The organism is Dokdonia sp. Hel_I_63 (genome assembly GCF_007827285.1).
Taxonomy (GTDB): Bacteria; Bacteroidota; Bacteroidia; order Flavobacteriales; family Flavobacteriaceae; genus Dokdonia.
In genome coordinates this window covers 2,931,128-2,950,858 of the sequence record NZ_VISD01000001.1, presented here as the reverse complement: position 1 = coordinate 2,950,858, position 19,731 = coordinate 2,931,128, and the positions used below count along the sequence as shown (strand labels likewise).

Annotated in this window: 13 protein-coding genes; 2 read left to right on the top strand and 11 right to left on the bottom strand. The window is 39.8% G+C overall.

Annotated features, from left to right (window positions below; translation table 11 throughout):
• The 11 genes from JM84_RS12875 to JM84_RS12825 form a co-directional block, all read right to left on the bottom strand.
• Positions 1–1,200, bottom strand: coding sequence for a DUF4105 domain-containing protein (locus JM84_RS12875; protein ID WP_041295894.1), 1,200 nt, complete (start codon positions 1,198–1,200; stop codon positions 1–3).
• Between the two features lie 98 nt (positions 1,201–1,298).
• The gene (locus JM84_RS12870; RefSeq protein ID WP_013751569.1) at positions 1,299–1,634 is read right to left on the bottom strand and encodes a hypothetical protein; all 336 of its coding nucleotides are present in this window, start codon (positions 1,632–1,634) and stop codon (positions 1,299–1,301) included.
• A 423-nt stretch (positions 1,635–2,057) separates the two neighbouring features.
• Positions 2,058–3,248 carry an ADP-forming succinate--CoA ligase subunit beta gene (gene sucC / locus JM84_RS12865; protein WP_013751570.1) on the bottom strand — a complete coding sequence of 397 codons (1,191 nt, stop codon included), beginning with the start codon at positions 3,246–3,248 and terminating at the stop codon, positions 2,058–2,060.
• A 94-nt stretch (positions 3,249–3,342) separates the two neighbouring features.
• The gene (locus JM84_RS12860; protein ID WP_013751571.1) at positions 3,343–3,618 is read right to left on the bottom strand and encodes an ATP-dependent Clp protease adaptor ClpS; all 276 of its coding nucleotides are present in this window, start codon (positions 3,616–3,618) and stop codon (positions 3,343–3,345) included.
• 95 nt (positions 3,619–3,713) lie between these two features.
• Positions 3,714–4,574 carry a 50S ribosomal protein L11 methyltransferase gene (gene prmA, locus JM84_RS12855; protein WP_144784668.1) on the bottom strand — a complete coding sequence of 287 codons (861 nt, stop codon included), beginning with the start codon at positions 4,572–4,574 and terminating at the stop codon, positions 3,714–3,716.
• Positions 4,571–6,178: a S8 family peptidase gene (locus JM84_RS12850; RefSeq protein WP_144784666.1), complete on the bottom strand. Its 1,608-nt coding sequence runs from the start codon at positions 6,176–6,178 to the stop codon at positions 4,571–4,573. The genes prmA and JM84_RS12850 overlap by 4 nt, the downstream gene beginning before the upstream one ends.
• Positions 6,171–6,692 carry a hypothetical protein gene (locus JM84_RS12845; RefSeq protein WP_144784664.1) on the bottom strand — a complete coding sequence of 174 codons (522 nt, stop codon included), beginning with the start codon at positions 6,690–6,692 and terminating at the stop codon, positions 6,171–6,173. Before JM84_RS12845 ends, JM84_RS12850 begins: the two co-directional genes overlap by 8 nt.
• 102 nt (positions 6,693–6,794) lie before the next feature.
• Positions 6,795–7,547, bottom strand: a complete 753-nt coding sequence (tpiA, locus tag JM84_RS12840; protein WP_144784662.1) for a triose-phosphate isomerase — start codon at positions 7,545–7,547, stop codon at positions 6,795–6,797.
• A gap of 241 nt (positions 7,548–7,788) precedes the next feature.
• Positions 7,789–8,865, bottom strand: coding sequence for an ABC transporter permease (locus tag JM84_RS12835; RefSeq protein ID WP_144784660.1), 1,077 nt, complete (start codon positions 8,863–8,865; stop codon positions 7,789–7,791).
• Positions 8,862–10,610 carry a BT_3928 family protein gene (locus JM84_RS12830; RefSeq protein ID WP_144784658.1) on the bottom strand — a complete coding sequence of 583 codons (1,749 nt, stop codon included), beginning with the start codon at positions 10,608–10,610 and terminating at the stop codon, positions 8,862–8,864. The genes JM84_RS12835 and JM84_RS12830 overlap by 4 nt, the downstream gene beginning before the upstream one ends.
• A gap of 76 nt (positions 10,611–10,686) precedes the next feature.
• Positions 10,687–11,226 (bottom strand): DUF1599 domain-containing protein, encoded by a 540-nt coding sequence (locus JM84_RS12825; protein WP_144784656.1) that lies wholly within the window; start codon positions 11,224–11,226, stop codon positions 10,687–10,689.
• Positions 11,227–11,518: 292 nt separating this feature from the next.
• On the opposite strand from JM84_RS12825, the gene folP reads away from it, so the two are divergent.
• Positions 11,519–12,343 carry a dihydropteroate synthase gene (gene folP / locus JM84_RS12820; protein ID WP_013751578.1) on the top strand — a complete coding sequence of 275 codons (825 nt, stop codon included), beginning with the start codon at positions 11,519–11,521 and terminating at the stop codon, positions 12,341–12,343.
• Between the two features lie 135 nt (positions 12,344–12,478).
• Positions 12,479–19,624, top strand: coding sequence for a T9SS type B sorting domain-containing protein (locus JM84_RS12815; RefSeq protein WP_144784653.1), 7,146 nt, complete (start codon positions 12,479–12,481; stop codon positions 19,622–19,624).
• The last annotated feature ends 107 nt before the right edge of the window (positions 19,625–19,731 follow it).

Here is a 19,731-nt window from a genome sequence, read left to right as displayed (position 1 = left end):
CTACTCCTCATTACCATTTGTTCTTGTGGCTTTAATTCTTCTAAGTATAAATACATAGCGTATCGTAATTGCCATAAGGAGCGGTAAAAGAGATAATGCAAATCGCTGGACTCCTATAATCCAGTGAAAGAATAGAAGCGACATCATAATTACAGCCAACTTCATATAAGGATATACCCATTGTGGCGGTTGTACTTTTTTTACTGCAAATGATGCCAGTATATGAAATGGGAAGGCCCATAGTAAATTATAATTCCACGCCGTAGCATTATGATCTGTGCCAAACCATAATAAAAAGACTACAACTCCTATAAGCCCTGTGATTAGTAAAATACTCGTGTCTAGCCAGCCTAGAGGATTTTCATTCTTATGATCTTTGTAGGTTTTGTAGATGATAAGCCCTGCTAGAATTCCAAGTATAAACAATGGACTTAGTAAGAAATTAGTACTATAGCGATGTTTGATTTGCGGTGAGAATACGGTTTTGGCTTCTTTTACGAGTGGTAGTGTTCCTAAAGGTGTATTTATCGTAGCTTCTTGAAAAGCATACATAAGCTCATGTGGTAAAAACAAGTACTCTTCTGGAGTGGCAATTCTATCAATTACAGACCCCAGTGCGATATCAATCCCCATACTTCCCCAAGTATTCCACGACACGTATTCATGTATGAGATCGCGGTGTGTCATGCCAGCTTCCTGGTGATCATAGCTCATTGTCACATTAGCTTCATTCTTAATGATCTCAAATGGTCTCGTAGAGCAATTATCGTAGAAGAAATCATATTTGTAATATTTGTTTTCTTCTTTGGCATTATTCACCAAAAATTCAAAGACATCTTGTTTTTGACCTTGAGTGAGCTCTAGTTCTTGAGACTCAATCCATCGTTGCTGGAGCTTATAGCTATATTCAAAGTCGTCATACTTATCTACACCGACCTCATATAGTAATTTTCCTCTTGCAAACTTGAGATAGAAGTTAGGAGTTTTAAAGTTGAACTTGCCGTAGTTAAATACGATATCTAACCCTTTTTTATAATCACGTACGTGAATGGCATTGTGCCCAAAAGCGTCATTGAGTACAGCTCCAGGACCTATGGTGATTAGATTAATAGTTGCGTCATCAGATAGGCTAATGAATTTATTCTGTCCAAACCCTAGGGTAGAGAAACACAGAAAAATTAAAAGGATAAGATTTTTCATACCTTGTAAAGATAGTGGAGGTATAAAAATCTCACAATCAATACAGGGCATAAAAAAAGCCGAGCAACGCTCAGCTTTACAAAATTAGGTGAAGCTTCTTAAGCTCCTGGGACGATGCGTACTGGTAATGTAAATTGCTCTCCTATGGTTCTTGTGCTTAGCTTTTCATAGTTAAGACGAGCCTTAATAAAATCTGCTACATACTCTTCGTCAGTATCTACGCTTAATACAACAACTTCATGTTTGTTGTTTACCATTAATGTTACTTGAGCAACAAGCTCCTTAGTAACTTCAAATTCTGGCTTGTTTAAAAGTACAGCTACTTGCTCTGTAACTGTTTTTTCTTTGTTGTCTGATGTTGGTTCTGTTCCTGTTGCAAAGGCAGTGTTTACTGCAAGTAAAGCGGCTACCAATAATACGTTTAATGCTTTCATAATTTTCTTTTTTGTCTCGATGTATTCGAGGTTTTTGATGAATTATTACAGTACAAATAGACGACTTATTTCTCGTTTTTCTATGGGAGTTAGTCAAGCTTAACTGTTGTTTAATGCTGGTTATGAGTTGTTAACGTAGGGGGTTTGTTCTGGTAACGCTTTCGCGAAAGCGTGATTATCAATTTCATAATGTATTGATAACAACAGTAAGCATTACGTGAAATATGGAGTGATATTTTATTATAATAGCTTTGGAATCCTTAAAGAAAGTATGGAGTAGTCAATGTTAAGAAAATGACCTATTTGGTAGATGTCTAGCTATAGATTATAATACCTAATGACATTTGTAAAACAAAAAAATCCCACTTTAAAGAAAGTGGGATTTAAAGGATGCTACAAGTAGCATCTATGTATTAAAAAGTATTAAGCTAGTACAGCCTGTACTTTGTCTGCAGCTTCTTGGAATTCAATAGCAGATTGAACATCAAGTCCAGAATCATCTATTAATTTCTTTGCGATATCTGCGTTAGTTCCTTGTAAACGTACAATGATAGGCACGTTGATAGTTCCCATGTTTTTGTATGCATCAATAATACCTTGTGCCACACGGTCACAACGTACAATACCTCCAAAAATGTTTACTAAGATTGCCTTTACAGCTGGATCCTTAAGTATTAATTGGAAAGCAGCTTCTACACGCTCAGCATCTGCAGTACCTCCTACATCAAGGAAGTTTGCAGGCTCACCACCAGATTGCTTGATAAGGTCCATAGTTGCCATTGCAAGTCCAGCACCGTTTACCATACATCCTACGTTTCCGTCTAGATCTACATAGTTAAGTCCTTTCTCACCAGCTTCAACCTCTACTTGGTTTTCTTCACGCTTGTCACGCATTGCTGCATATTCCTTACGACGGTATAATGCGTTATCATCTAGTGATACCTTTGCATCTACTGCCATAATTTTATCATCACTTGTTTTAAGAACAGGGTTGATTTCAAAAAGTGAACTATCAGAATCTGTATATGCTTTATAAAGAGCAGCAACAAATTTTGTCATGTCTTTAAAAGCAGCACCACTTAATCCTAAGTTAAATGCAATTTTACGTGCTTGGAAAGGAAGTAATCCTGTTGCAGGATCAATTTCTTCATGAAAAATAAGGTGCGGAGTTTCCTCTGCTACTGTTTCAATATCCATTCCACCTTCTGTAGAATACATAATCATATTGCGACCAGTACCACGGTTAAGTAGTACAGACATATAATATTCTTCTGGCTCGCTGTCACCTGGGTAGTATACATCTTCTGCAACTAGCACTTGGTGAACTCTTTTACCTTCTGCACTTGTTTGTGGAGTAACAAGATCCATCCCGATGATCTGATCTGCAATAGATCTTACTTCATCTAGGCTCTTTGCTAGCTTTACACCACCACCTTTACCACGACCACCTGCGTGAACTTGCGCTTTAATAACGTGCCATCCAGTACCAGTTTCCTCAGTAAGTCTTTCGGCAGCTGCAACAGCCTCATCCGGAGTCTGTGCTACATAACCGCGCTGGATACGTACGCCAAAACTATTTAATATCTCTTTTCCTTGATATTCGTGTAGATTCATAATCTTCGTTTAAGATGCTTAATTTGCCTCGCAAAAATAACAAATGCGCCACGAGAGCGCAATAGTTATTGTGATTAATTATAAGTATTGGATTTTATACAATTTCTGCACTTAGTCCTGCTTGTAAAAGTTTTGAGCATCGAGGCTCTAGATCTTTATACTCACCAGACTTTACAGAGCATTTTCCTTTGTAATGCACTAGTAACGCACATTGATGTGCTTGATTCTCCTCATGATCACATGCATAAATAAGCGTATTTATCACATGGTCAAAAGTATTTACTTCATCATTATACAGAATAATCTCGTGTGATGGAGTTTCTTCTGTTAGTACATCTACGTCTTCTTGATATTTTTCTTGATTACTCATAGCGTTGAGATTAATGATGCAAATTTACAAATTTTAGAGATTACGCTTTCGCGAAAGCATAATTCTAACAATTATTTATCATCAACAATTTGAAATTATCCTCTTTTTTCAAACTTGCAAGCCACCCAGTTATTGCGCTCATAATTACTTACAAAGTAGAGTCCGTGCTCATTACACTTTTCTGAAATCAGCGGAATGTCTTCTGTATAGAAGCCGCTTAATAGCAGTACCCCATCCTCAGAGAGACAACTAGCATACACGCCGATATCTTGTAAAAGAATGTTGCGGTTTATGTTTGCGATAATGAATTCGTAATTTTTATCAGATAGCAATGAAGCCTCACCTTCATAAGTAGTAATGTGCTTACAGTTGTTGCGTTCTACATTTTCAATAGTATTAAGGTAGCACCAGTTATCAATGTCTATCGCGTCTATAGGTTGTGCACCTCTCATTTCGGCTAGGATGGCGAGTACGCCAGTACCACAGCCCATGTCAAGTGTTTTTTTGCCAGCAACATCAAGTTTGAGTAAGTGCTTGATCATCATGTGTGTAGTCTCATGGTGACCCGTGCCAAATGACATTTTTGGCTCAATCACAATATCAAACTCAACATCAGTTTTCTCGTGAAAAGGTGCGCGTACGGCACATTTTCCGTCTACCTCAATAGGTTCAAAGTTTTTCTCCCATTCCTCATTCCAGTTTACTTGCTCAATTTCTTCGGCAGTGTAGGTGATGTTAAACTCATCAGATTTGAGAATCTGAATATCAGTAAGAAGTGCTTCAAAATCAACTTCACCACTAGGAAATGCTTCTTCTTTCTGGATATATGCAATCACACCACTTGTAGTTTCTGTAAAGCTTTCAAAACCAGCGTAACCTAGCTCTGCAATGATAATTTCTGTAGCAGGGTCACGTGGCTCAATAGTAAAGGTATATCCTAAATAAATGGGTGTCATTCTTTTATAGTTTCTAAGTTATAAGATGCATCGGGATCAATAGTAAGTATTATAGATCCGTTTTCTCCAGGCAAAAGTACGGTTTCTGAGTTGATGAGAATCTCATCTTTTGCAGTAAAATCTGCTGTAGTGTCCTCTATAAATTGCTGATTCTTAATCATGATTTTATACGCGGCATTAATTTTAAAATCCCACCGAGCAAATCGCTGATTTTCAATCATCATATACGTATCAGGTTGTAGCATTTCATGGGTCATCTTTACAGCTCTGCCTGTGTGTAATGCTCCTGCACCCCATAATCCTTTGAGTCGAGCGTTTGCTTTTATGTGATCAATATTAGTGGCGCTTAATTTTATAATGCTGTTCACTTCATCTACTGAGAGTGATGGGTTAAGTGAAAACATAAGTCCTATAGTTCCAGTGACAAGTGGTGCGGCAGGAGATGTCGCCTGGAACGGATTATGAAATATTTCACCATTCTCTTTATAATTATAGTATTGAAAAATATTATTTCCCGGTGCGACAATATCTACAGAGCTATCCAGATTATTTGTAGAACTTAGGTATAGCGTATATTCATTTTTGGGATCATTATTTTTAAAACCACCTGTACGTGATAAATGGTATTGCTGCTTCTCTGCATAATATTTCCCGTTTTTCTCTTCAATGAGAAGTCCATCTGAGATTTCATCATTTTTATGCTGCACACTCCCTACAGATATCACATGCTCATAAGCGCCTGGATATCTTAGTTGTTCTCCATTTGTAACACTATATGCCGCATTATGTGGTACAGAAACAATGACGGTGCCAAGGTCGCGCATTTCATTAATCGCTTCTTGTGCAGTTTCATAATAGGTGCGTGATCCCCAGCTGCAATTAATCACTTTTGCGCCTGCTCTTGATAGTTCTAGTAGTTGGCCCAACTCTTTAAAGTTACCATAGGTGGTTGTGTATATGTTGCAGTCATAGCAAACTCCCGCCGCGCCATATCCATTATCACCATGAGCTGCAGCTATGGCAGCGATTGTAAATCCATGACCTTTGGATAGGCTACTTTTTTTGAGTATGGTAGTTTTGCCTGCAAACTCAGGATCTTCAGGGTCTATGTAACCGTCAGATATTCCAATAATTACTTCCGGAGAACCTGTGGTGTAATACCAAGCTTGTGGTATACCGAGGAAATCATAATAATCAAGAACCGCTTGGGCTCCGGTATTCTTGCCAGTAGTGCTTGTAACGCCGTAATCATTGGGTTCATAAATTTGTAGCGATTCATTGGAGATACTCTCTGCAAACTCAAAAAGATCTGGCACTAGATTCATCAATTCTTCTTGAAACGTTTTATTCTCTGCAATAACAAAGTATGTGCGTTTGAGTTTATCTCGCTGCGCGTACTTAAATTCCTTTCTAAATGTTTTAACTTGATGCTCAGTAAACAATTTTTTGAGTCTTGTATCATTCCCTAAATAGGTTACAATGGAGTCCTTTGTACTTACAGGTATATCTACATTTATCGAGGTTGTACGTATATAAAAGCGATCTTCTTGCGCTTGTAGCAGGAAAGAGTAGAATAGAAGAGATAAAATAATGAGTTTATTCATTATTCTTAGTGTCAGATGGAGCGATAGTTTCTTTGAGAGCCTGTACGTCTTTAGTTAGTTGGTCAATTTGTTTTTCTTTCTCAATGAGGTGTAAGGTGAGCTCTTCAATTTTTTTTAGAAGTAGTGCATTCATGGCACCTAGTTCAATACCATTTTGTTCAACTTCTGCGGCAGACGGAATTTCGGGTAAGTGCCCATTTTTCTGAATGTAGGTTTCAATTTCGCGTAAGCGTGATAAATCATATCCATCTTCAAATACCGTATCTGCCCATTCTTTTATATCCACCTTTACTGATCTTGCATGTACCTGGCCATTTACCTCAAGTCTAACTTTTGGCTCTTTTTTACCTATTCCCATATTGCCATCTGTTGTAATATAAATGGACTTGGCTTCTTGAGCATTTTTGAGAAGTACGAGTGTGTCATCTTCTTGAGTGCTTGTGGTAACTACTTGTTGTGAGGTGCAACTACAGATGGTGAGGAGTAGGACTAGCGATGTAAAAAAGAATTTCATGTGATAAAAGATTAAGCTCTAATGTACTAATACCAATTGATATAAAATAAAAATGCGCTTCCATCTCTGGAAGCGCATTGTCAATTCTTAAATTATTTGAGACTATGCAAACGCATTTACAATATCAAAAAAGTCATCTGCTTTAAGTGCAGCTCCACCTATGAGTCCACCATCTACATCTGGTTTCCCAAAAATTTCTTTAGCATTAGCAGGCTTTACAGATCCTCCATAAAGGATTGATACATTCTCTGCTACTTCATTGTTATATTTTTCGGCAACAGTTTTTCTTATAAAGGCATGCATATCTTGTGCTTGCTCGGGTGATGCTGTTTCTCCAGTCCCTATTGCCCATACTGGCTCGTATGCAAGAACAATATTTGACCACGCGCTAGCATCTAAGTGAAATAATGCATTTTTGAGTTGGCTACCCACCACATTTTCTTCTTTTCCTGCTTTACGATCTTCTAGTTCTTCGCCAAAGCAGAATATAATTCTCATGTCATTATTAAGAGCGCTATCTACTTTTTGAGCAAGTAGCTCATCACTTTCGTGAAAATAAGCACGGCGTTCACTATGTCCTAAAATCACAGTATCTACACCAATCCCTTTGAGCATACCCGCCGAAATCTCTCCCGTAAAAGCTCCACTTTCTGCTTGATGCATGTTTTGCGCAGCAACAGTGATATTAGAGTCAGAAAGACTATCAAAAGCACTGTAAAGATTTACAAAAGTAGGAGCGATAATTACCTCTGCATTTCCTTCATTCTTCATTTGTTTGAGTGCAGTGATTAAGGTTGCTGTAGCACCTAGGTCATTATTCATTTTCCAGTTCCCAGCGACGATGTTTTTTCTCATTATAGTTCGTTTTTATCTCTTAATACAAAGAGATTTCGTTAGTAGTTAATTTCAGAAGCCACAGTTATATAAACCAGTGTAGCATTACATGTGGTTTTGAAAAGGCGTATGTGTTTTACTTTGTTGTGTTTCGCTTTCGCGAAAGCGAATTCCTTAAAAATCAAATATACTAAGAGTAAGAGAGGTTTACTCTTGATTTAACCCAGTTTTCACGATTACGTTTTCGTAAGAACTATGCAATTTATCGTAGCCTAATTTTTGGATCTAGCCAGCCGTAGATAAAATCTACAAGAATATTAATGATTACAAATAGCGTAGCGATAATAAGCACGGCACCCATGATAATAGGTAAATCGAGTGTGTTGAGCGCATCTACTATTTCTTTACCTAAACCATTCCACCCGAAAATATATTCTACAAACACGGCGCCTGCGAGCATAGAAGCAAACCATCCAGACACTGCGGTGACTACAGGATTTAATGCATTTTTAAGTGCGTGATTTTTTATAATCTGGTAGGTGGTGAGCCCCTTAGCTTTTGCAGTTCTTATATATTCTTGATTATAAACCTCTAGGAGCGAGTTACGCATTAATTGAATCACAACGGCAAGCGGTCGTATACCTAAAACCAGTGCTGGTAAAATCAAGTTCTTCCACTGGATGTGCACATGTTCCCCAAAATCATCCATCTCATACAAGCTACCTGTCATATTGAGATTGGTATATTTATGAAGGGCATAACCAAAGAGCCAAGCAAAAAGAATAGCGCTAAAAAAACTAGGAACACTCATCCCTAATGTACTTACAATCTGTATGGTTTTGTCAACCCATGTGTCCCGCATTTGAGCAGAAATAATCCCTAAAAAAACACCAATACATATGGCAATCACAATAGCGCTTACGGCAAGAACAATAGTGTTAGGTAACGTTTCGGCAATTACTTGTGTGACGGGTTTGCCTGTCTTTTGAAAACTTTCTCTTAGGTATGGATATTTTACAGCTAGCGTGCTATTGCCAATCTCAAATAATGGAGTGGCGCTGTACTTGCCAGAGGATAGAGATGTGTAGTTTTTCTCATCATTAGCATGTAGAGAGAGCAAAGAAAGATCGTTAATGTAGTATGCGTATTGCGTACTTATAGGCTTATCAAATCCATATTTTGCACGCACTTTAGCTAGTTGTTCTGGATCTTCATTTTGATCTAGCATCATACGTGCGGGATCTCCAGGAAGTACCGTAAACAAGAAGAAAATGACGGTTACTACTCCCCATAATGTGAGAAGCGCATAACCTAATTTATATAATAGGTATTTAATCAATTTGATGCCGCCTTACCTTCGAGCATTTGCTGTTTTGCAGCAAGCGCTTCATCAAGAGTTATTTCTTTGTATTCAAAGTCTTGACCAAAAAGGTCTTTTCCATATTGCTCAATAGTTTGAGGAAATCCAGCTGCAGCACGTCTTTTATTTACATCTTGTGGATTTGCTATAGGCCATATAAAATCAGCCATGTTTGGATATGTTGCTCCTTGGGTACCGTAAATTTGAGGTTTACAATTACTCATAAGTAAGCGGTCTTCCATCATAGCAACAAGTCTGTATGGTAATTCTCCATCTTTTCCAGCTTTTTTGATGGTATCTATGTAGGTTGGGATTTTATCGGGATTATGCTGGATCACATACCAAGCAGCAGTATTTGTAGGTTCGCCCACGATACTCTTCCCAGGATATCCTTTCGTTTTTATGGTATATTCAATACGCTCAAGATTAATACTATCTAGCAATTCTTGTTGCTTCCAGATAAAATTTTGAAATTCCTCTGGAGCAACGCCTAGCTTTTTAGCTTCGGCATTCTTTTCTTCTCCATCTTGCAAGTACATCATCCTTCTGTACTTTTGATCTAGAATGGCGATACTGTCCAGCTCATATTTAAGAGTAAAATCAAGGTTTGGCTTACTGTTTTCTAAAGCTTGTAAGCGCAAGTCTTGCGCGTCATTATAATGAAGCTTTTGTAAGATAGTTCCTGTGTGAAGACTCACAATCCCAGGATTTGCGCGCACAATAGTTTTTAAAACCGTTTCATCTGTAAAGTAGAATTTAAAAGGAAGTTTGAAATCTTGTACAAACTCATCCGTTACATCTTGCGACGAGGAACTTAGACCTATGACGTTATATCCTTTTCTAATAGCATCTTCTGCAATGGTTCTTATATTATAGTAACCTTCTCGCTCCGTATTAGTCAGATTATAAGCAACAATTACAACTAGATTTTCTTTCTCTAGAAATTCTGTAGTATAGTTTTCTTCTCCGCGTTCTATTGTAAAATCATGTACAGGTGGCTCATAGCCTTCGGCTGTCTGTACGACCTCGTACGAGATAAACTCTCCGTCCACCTGTGGGTAGCCACCCTCTGTGGTAATTACTTCTTCTTTACCGTCAATATTAAATTTCCATTGGTACTCAAACGTAGCTTCTGTTGCGCCCTCTGGGATTTTCATCCCTTCAGCTATGTTAGAGCCTACTTTGTAAGCTCTAAAATCTAACCATGGCAGGTGCTCGAGTACGTGCATACCAAAGAACATACATGCTAAAAATGATACAAAGACAATAGAGGTGTTGATGAGTTTGCCAAAAAGAGGCAGGATATATTTCTGATTAAACATCAAGAAAAGGATAAGCACTAGCAAAATCACATCCTTTGCAAAAGACTCCCAAGGCACTAGCGGAATAGCATCACCAAAACATCCACAATCTGTCACCTTATTAAAATAAGCCGAGTAGAAGGTAAGAAATGTAAAAAACGCAATCATTGCAAACAATAACCACAGCGTGATTTTTTTACGATACCCTACTAGCAAGGCAATTCCTAAAAGTACTTCAACCACCACAAGTATGATGGCAATAAGTAGGGCGTAAGGTGATAAGAATTCAAGACCTAAAACCTCTGCGCTAAAATATTCTTGTAGCTTATAAGAAAACCCGAGAGGATCGTTAAGCTTTATAAATCCGCTAAAGATGAAAAGTGCTCCTACAATAAAGCGAGCTATGTGTGTAAGTAGTTTCATATATAAACCAGCAGCACTGGAGGTGTGATAGTCACGTTTTCGCGAAAGCGTAACTTTTATTCATAAATACTAATTCTTATGCTTCACCTAAGTGAATCATTGCAAAGACAGCATAATTAATCATGTCTTGATAGTTTGCATCAATACCTTCAGAAACTAGCGTTTTTCCCTTGTTATCTTCTATTTGCTTCACACGTAATAATTTCTGGAGAATCAAATCTGTAAGGCTGCTCACTCGCATATCACGCCATGCTTCACCATAGTCGTGATTTTTATCCATCATTAACTGTTTTGTGAGTTTTATTTTCTCATCGTAGGCACGAGTGGCCTCCTCAAGTTGCATGTCTGGTTGTTCTACCACGCCGCGCTCAAGATTCACCAGCGCCATTGCACAGTAATTTATGATCCCTATAAATTCAGATTGCTGCCCTTCATCAACTTTTTGCACATCGTTTTGCTGTAAACCGCGTATGCGCTGTGCTTTTATAAAAATTTGATCGGTGAGAGAAGGAAGCCTCAATATGCGCCATGCACTCCCATAGTCATTCATTTTTTTAATAAAAAGGTCTCTACATTGTGTGATTACCGCATCATATTGGGCAGAAGTGTCGGGCATACTGTGTTGTTTGATTTTTGGTAAATTTCGGTTAAAATCTTCAATATAAGAAATGAGTTGCGCCTTAGAAAATAATGCTCACTATTATCCTTTTGAAGCACAGCGTTTATGATGTATTTTTGAAGCAGTATCCCGCTTTCTGTTGCAATTCCTCGCGGCGGTTGCACCAGCCAGCTGTGGGATTTTCACTACAATCGGGTCTATGGAGTAGGGATGGTGTGTGATTAAAAGTAGCTGCTAAAGAAGTAAAACTATCAATGAATAAAAACCAAGTATTTATAAATAATCATCCATGAAAATAAACTGTAAAGGAAAGCTAATAGATCTCTCAAAGCCTAAGGTGATGGGAATACTAAACCTTACTCCAGATAGTTTTTATGATGGTGGTAGGTATAAAGATATGGAAGCTGCTATTGACCAAGTAAGAACAATGCTTGATGATGGCGCCACATTTATTGACGTAGGAGCTTACAGTTCTCGACCAGGAGCTATTAATATTTCGGTAGAGGAGGAGGAGTTAAGATTGATTCCAGTGATAGAACAACTGGTTACATCATTTCCTGAGATTATAATCTCTGTAGACACCTTTCGGGCAAGCGTAGCAAAAAAAGCCATAGCAGCGGGAGCAGCATTAATTAATGATATCAGTGCTGGGCAGTTAGATGATGAAATGATGCCTACAGTAGGGGAGCTGGGTGTTCCTTATATAATGATGCATATGCGAGGTACTCCTCAGACTATGAAGGAACTTGCGGTGTATGATGATGTTTCCAAGGAAGTATTGCATTATTTTAGTAAGCGAGTTGCTCTCGCAAGAGCACATAAAATAAATGATGTTATTGTAGATCCAGGATTTGGTTTTGCAAAAACATCAAGTCAGAGTTTTGAGTTACTTAATAAGTTGGCAATCTTCAAACAGTTAGGCCTCCCTATTCTTGCAGGAGTTTCCCGCAAATCTATGATCTATAAGACTCTTGAGACATCACCAGATAAGGCACTTAATGGGACCACAATATTAAATACAATCGCCATTAATAAAGGCGCTCATATATTGAGAGTTCATGATGTAAAAGAAGCTATGCAAGTGGTTACCCTCTGTGGTGCATGTTTGTCATAATTTAATCTGATTATTTAGCTACTGCAGGCATTGCTAGTGGGGGATTTTATTGTTAATAGTTCTTAACAAATCGAGGCTTCTTTAACGAGATTTTAGCAAAAAAACGCTATTTTTCGCTTCTTAAATAATCCCATAATGAGAATCCTACGTGTAGCTTTAATTCTAATAGCTTTTTCTTTTATAAATACGTCGCTTTTTGCCCAGACATCGGCAGGAGGTTCGACATTTCAGGAAGCAGTTCCTTTTTGTACGAATGATCCAGTTTTTTCAACGCCTTTTGATGCTTGTTTTACAGGTAGCACAGATTCGTCTTGTACAACAGATGCTCAACCTGGACCTAATTATGGTTGTTTAGGTAGTCAGCCTTTTCCTACTTGGTATTTTTTGCAGATAGGTCAAGACGGCGATTTAGATTTTCAAATAACTCAGAATACATCAATAGATGATGACGGAACACCCATAGGAACTGGTCTTGATGTAGACTTTATTATTTGGGGACCCTTTCCTGATACAGATGTTTTTGATCAATTAACTGGTGCAAATATCGAGGATTGTAGTTTTTCAGGAGCAGCTGTAGAGACTCCAAGTATCTCTAATGCACAAGAGGGGGACATCTATGTTTTTATGGTGACTAATTTTTCTGGTCAGCAAGCTGAAATTTTTATAGAGCAAACCAATGATCCAGCTACGACGGGGGCTGGGAGTACAGATTGTTCTATTGTCAACGCGTCATTAGGAGCAGATCAAGATGCTTGTGAGGGAACGACTGTTACACTAGATGCCACAAGTACCGAAGCAGCGAGTTATGCATGGGCTGTCGATACTGGAGCAGGTTTTATGCCTGTTTTAGATGGTGGTGGAGCTCAAGTTACCACAGCGATGCTTGATGTAACTGCTAGTGGTGAATATCAAGTTACTATTACAGATACTGCTGGTGATACAGGAACAGACGAGGTTGTCGTTACATTTTTTACAGTTCCAGTAGCAACAGCACCAAATGATATTTTTGAGTGTGATACAGATGCAGATGGTTTTGCAAATTTTAATTTAGATACTCAGAATTCTGATATTTTAAATGGACAGAATGCCACAGATTTTTCAATAACCTTTCACTTAAGTCAATCAGACGCAGATACAGGTACAGGAGCTTTAACAGGCACTTCATCATATAATTCTGTAAGTGATGAGATTTTTGTTCGTGTAGAAAACAATGGCTTGCCTGCTTGTGCAAGTACGACTTCATTTAACATTGAGGTTGTTGCATTACCTGTTGCAACAATGCCAGCTACCTATGAGATTTGTGATGATAATATAGATGGAGATGATACTAATGGGGTGGCAACGTTCAATCTCTCAACATTAGACAGCCAAGTTCTAAATGGACTTGACCCTGTACAATTTGAAGTGAGTTATCATGTTAATGGGACAGAGGCATCCAGTAATACAAACTCACTTCCTGCAGCTTATACAAATACATCCAGCCCTAATAACGACACTATTTTTGCTAGAGTTGAAAACACTGCATTTACTGGTTGTTTCTCAATAACACCTGTCAATCTAAGAGTAAACGCCCTTCCGGTGCTTACCACACCAGTAACCTTACGTCAGTGTGATGATGATACAAATGGTGTTACGACTTTAAACTTAACACAGTCACAGAGTGAATTAAGTACAAACTCAGCTAATGAGACTTTTACATACGTAGACGCTTCTGGCGCACCTATAACTGATCCAACGGCTTATGTAAATAGTGCTTCTCCTTTTACAGAGGCTATTGCTGTAACAGTTACAAATCTAGATGGATGTTCACGAGAAGGCGTTATTAATGTGATTGTGAGTGCTTCTCAAATTTCAGATGGAACGCTCTTTGCAGATGAGATTGAGTGTGATACTGATGGTGATGGTATCGTTGTATTTGATTTCTCTGCTGCTACCACCGCGATAATGACATCGTTCTCACCACAGGTAGTATCTGTTGCTTATTATGAAACAGAACAAGAGGCTTTATCTGAGATTAATCCTATTACGGATATTGCTGCTTATAGCAACAACCCACTATTTACAAGTGCTGGCGGTGTTCAAGACATTTGGGTTCGTGTAGAGGCAGCTACAGATAGTGGATGTATAGGTCTTGGAGAGCATGTGAGACTCACCGTCACCCCCAACCCAACATTCCTACCAAGCATCAGTAGTATTGAAACCTGTTCTGCTGTAGCCAATGCTGCTACTTTTGATTTAACGCAGCGTATAGCAGAAATTACTGGTGGAGATGCAGATCTAGAAGTTACTTTTTATGAGAGCATTGCAGCTTATACGGCTACACCTCCAGTAGCGATTGCAAGTCCTGCCTCTTTTTCAAATAGTAGTAACCCGCAGACTATTTTCTATAGTCTAAGAAGTACAAGCAGCACGTGTACGACGTTTGATACAGCAATGAACTTTGAGATTATTGTGAATCAGAATCCTGTGGCAATTACGCCATCAGAGCTTCAAGTGTGTGATGATGATGGTGTAGTAGATGGATTTACCACGGTTGATCTTTCTCAAAAAGATGCCGAAATCACTAGTGGTTTTAATGCAAATCTCACGGTAACCTATCACTTGGACGCTGCTGGCGCTACTACTGGCGATGCAAGTATTCCAGATAGCACGATGTTTACCACCACGAGCAATCCTCAGATTGTAGGGGTACGTGTGACTAATAATATAACAGGTTGTTTTTCAACGACGAGTATGAGCATCCGTAGCTTCCCAGTGCCTGTGGCTGTCACTCCAGCCGATTATGAGGCTTGTGATGATGATAATGATGGTGTATTTGACTTTTTTGTACTTTCTTCTAGAGATGCCGAAATCACTGGTGGTGACCCTAGTTTAAATGTTGCCTACTACCTTACCCAGGCAGATGCAGATAATGCGCCTGTAGGTCAAGAGCTGGACGCAGCAATGTATATCAACAACGACCCTTTTGAGCAAATCATTTTTGCTCGTGTGTTTAATGCGATAGGTTGTTATGACACGACACCACTTACGCTGAGAGTACTTAACAGACCGATGCCTAATGAAAACCCAACTCCTTTTACGCTTTGTGACGATAATAGCGACGGACTACAGATTTTTGATTTAAGCACGCAGGTAGTAAATATTTTAGGAAGTTTAGATCCTGCAACTCATAGTGTGGAATGGTTTTCTTCTCTCGCTTCCGCGGAAGCTGGAACTCCTGCCATCGCAACTCCTAGCGCTTACACCAGCAATACGGCAACTGTTTTTGCAGTGGTGACAGATACGGCGCAACCAACGACCACAGCTACTTTTTGTAGTAACATAGCGACCCTTTCTCTTGTTGTAAATCCGCTTCCTACTCCGGTGCAAGCTGCCGAATATGAGCTTTGTGATGATCTAGAGAGCGGTAGTGATACCGATGAGTTTGCAAGTTTTGATCTTCGTAGCCGTGATGATGAGATTACTGGAGGTAATGATGACTGGGCAGTGAGCTATCACCTTACCCAAGGTGATGCCGATGCAGGTGCGCCAGCACTTCCGGATGTATATCAAAATACCGTGATGGCCAACCAAACTATTTTTGCTAGAGTAGAGAATATCGTAACTAGCTGTTTTGAAACCACCACCCTTACGTTAGTGGTAAACCCATTACCATCACCTACCACTATTGCAGCGGTAGAAGAATGTGATACCATGGCAAACGATGGAGATGTAGATAATGATGGAGACGCAGTATTTGATCTTACAGGTCAAGTAACTGCAGATATTATCAATGGAGAGACGTTTATGTCACTCACTTTTCATGAGACACTCGCTTCCGCGGAATTGGGTAGTCCATCGATAGCAACTCCTGCAGCTTATGAGACTGTATCTAGAACAATATACGTACGAGCAACCGATACGGACCCAGCAACAGCAACCCAGTGTTACCGTGTTATCGAACTAGTACTTACCGTACAACCAGCACCTGTACTTCCTACAGTAATCCCAGATTTAACCTCTTGCGATGATAATGAAGATGGACAAGCGCTTTTTGATCTTACTCAAAACGATGCAATTGTTCTAGGAACACAAACCACTGCTGATGTTACCCTTACCTATCATGAAACCCTTGCCAGCGCAGAAGCGATGGTAGGAAGTGCAAGTGATATGCCAGTTGCCGATCCGCTGAACTATTTAGCAAGTGCGCCAACCACGCCAATCTGGGTGCGTCTAGAAAATACAACTACAGGATGTACGGTCGTTGGCACTTTCAATCTAAACATAGCGATGATTCCAGTAATCACACCTCCTGGAGTTTTTGAGCAGTGCGATAGCGCAGGAGCACTGGTAGGCAACGATACTGATGGGATTACAAGTTTTGATTTAACGAGCCTTGATACTTTAATTACTGGAGGAGACACCACTTTAAGTGTTAGCTATTATGAGTCGCAAGCCGACTTAGATGCTGGGGCAACCAATGCTATCATGACCCCAACAGCCTATATAAATACAGGCATGAGTCCGCAGACCATTTTCATTTTAGTTACAAGTGATCAGGCAGGAATGTGTGGTGCTCAAACTACGGTAGACCTTCAGGTGAATCCACTGCCAGTCATTGGAGAGCCATTACCAGCGGCAGTAGCTTGTGATGAAGATAATGATGGCTTTGGAGCATTTGACCTGCAGCAATATAATGACGACTTACTAGCAACAGTAACGAATGTAGCCTTACGTTTTTATGAGACCTTAGATAATGCATCGGCAGATACAGGAGCAGGTCAGATAGATATTACGGTTCCTTATAATAACATTTCAGGAATGACTTCGCTGTATGTCGTTGCACAAGATACGGATGCTACCACAGCCACAAGTTGTACGAAGATCTATGAGTTTGAACTTATTGTATTTCCTATTCCTGAGCTTCCAGCAACACTAGCAACCCTTGCAGCATGTGATGATAACAATGATTTAATGGAGGTTATTGACCTTACTCAAAATGAGGCTGCGATTATAGGAACGCAAGATCCAGCAACCCTTGTCATTACCTACCATAATACACAAGCAGATGCCGATTTAGGAATCAATCCAATTGTAAACCCTACCGCTTATACAGCAACACAGATAACACCACTAGAAACTATCTGGGTAAGATTACAAGTAAGTGACGGCTCTCCAAATATATGTGCTGCCATTGGTTCTTTTGAGATATCAGTTGAGACACCACCTACGGCAAACCCGAATGGTGATGAGCTAGACCTGATGATTTGTGATGATGATACAGATACTTTTACCGTATTTGACTTAAGCGTAAACCAAGCCAGTCTCACTGGTGGTGATCCGCTGCTTACGGTGACGTATTATGAGAGTCTTGCAGCTTTGAATGCAGGAACTCCTATTGCAGATCCTTCGGCGTATACAAATGTTTTAAATCCTCAGACCATCCAGGCAGTAGTATCAAGCCCAGCAGGATGTAGTGATGGAACGACCTTTAATATTGAAGTGTTACCACTGCCAACGCCAAATACCAACCCAGATGCGCTTGAAGTGTGTGATACGACTACAGATATTGACACTGATGGTGATGGAGTGATTGATGCAGGTTCAGGTTCGGCAACAGATGGTTTTGAAGTCTTTGACTTAACACCTGCTATCGCGCAGATTGCTGGAGCTGAACCTGTGAATGTAACGGTGTATACAGAGCTCGCTTTCGCGGAAGCGAACCCAGAAGACACCACGCTAGCCATTGCAGATGTGACTGCGTTTATCAATACCGTGACTGGCAACCAAACATTATACGCAAGAGTGGAACGTGATGTGCCAGGAAACAGCGACTTAGATAGCGACGGAAATCTATGTTTTGTAGTAGTTCCTTTTGAAGTGGTGGTAAACCCGCTACCAATCTTGGCAGCAGCTGGACCTGTAGATTATACCTTCTGTGAAGAATTTGATGGTGATGACGCGATGGGAAGTGTCGATTTAACAACCCTCGCAGATTTGGCTGGATTACTTGCTGCGCCGCAGGTAACCAGTGATTTTATGATCACTTACCATGAACTAGAGGTGCAAGCGGCAGCAAATGCAGCAGCGCTTAGCTCGCCATATACGGTGGCAGATAATCAGGAATTATTTGTACGTATAGAAAATGCGACGACAGGATGTGTGAATTTTACCAGCATCATCTTTACGGTAGAATCACGTCCAGAAGTATTCCCAGCAGATAATATCGTGCAATGTGCAGACGATTTTGGAGTAAATATCGCGCCAGAGCAGAGTACGGCAACTTTTGATCTTACTCAGCAAAACGCTTTCATCACTGGAAACGTAGCCGCAACTTCCGTAAGTTATTATACTAGCCTTGCAGATGCGCAGGCGATGACAAATGCGATTGCTACTCCTAGTGCTTTTGAAAACACAACGAACCCGCAAGTGATTTATGCTAGAGCGGTAAACACTGCAAGTAGCTGTGAGAGTAGCACGATAGAGAGTTTTGAGATATTTGTACAACCGTTACCATACACCAACTTAACTCAAGAAGGCGGACAGATTTGTGTAGATGAGATTACAGGCGAAGCGCTTAATCCGTTTATCATTGATGGTACGGTGGAGAGTCCGCAGATTGGGGTTACTTATAGTTATGCTTGGACACGCGATGGCGCATTAGTATCGCTAAACCCTGAGGTGACTATTGATGCTGCAGGGACGTATCAAGTGATGATTACCGCTACTTATGGAGATGGCACGAGCTGTGATTATGTAGCAGAAGCGGTATATAGCGCAGAGAGCGCACCCGTTTTTGAAGCGGTCGTAGTAGAATCTTCCTTTAACAATAGCGGATTATACACGGTAGAAGTAATTAATGTTACAGGAGCAGATGTCGCTTCAGCATATGAGTTTGCGATAGATGATGGGCCGTTCCAGAGTAGTACTACTTTTACAGGAGTAACACCGGGGACACACACTGTTTTTGGAAGACTGGCGAGTGGTAACTGTAGCGTATCAGAAGTAGAGATAGGGATAATTGATTACCCAAGATTCTTCACGCCAAATGCAGATGGTTTCCACGACACATGGAATATCATAGGACTGGGAGTAGCACCAAACTTAAACGCAAAGATCTTCATCTTTGATAGATACGGAAAACTCCTAAAGCAAATCAGTCCAGTGGGCGCTGGATGGGATGGTACCTTTAATGGACAGCCTATGCCTTCAAGTGATTATTGGTTCCGAGTAGAATTTACAGAAGTAGATGAGGAGGGCACACAGAGAACGGTTAATGGTCACTTTACATTGAAGCGATAAGGAAAGCATACATTGATCACAAAAAAGCCTTCAGTATGTGTTACTGAAGGCTTTTTTTTGTTGCTTTCGCGAAAGCGAGATTACACAACTTATTATAAAACTTTTGA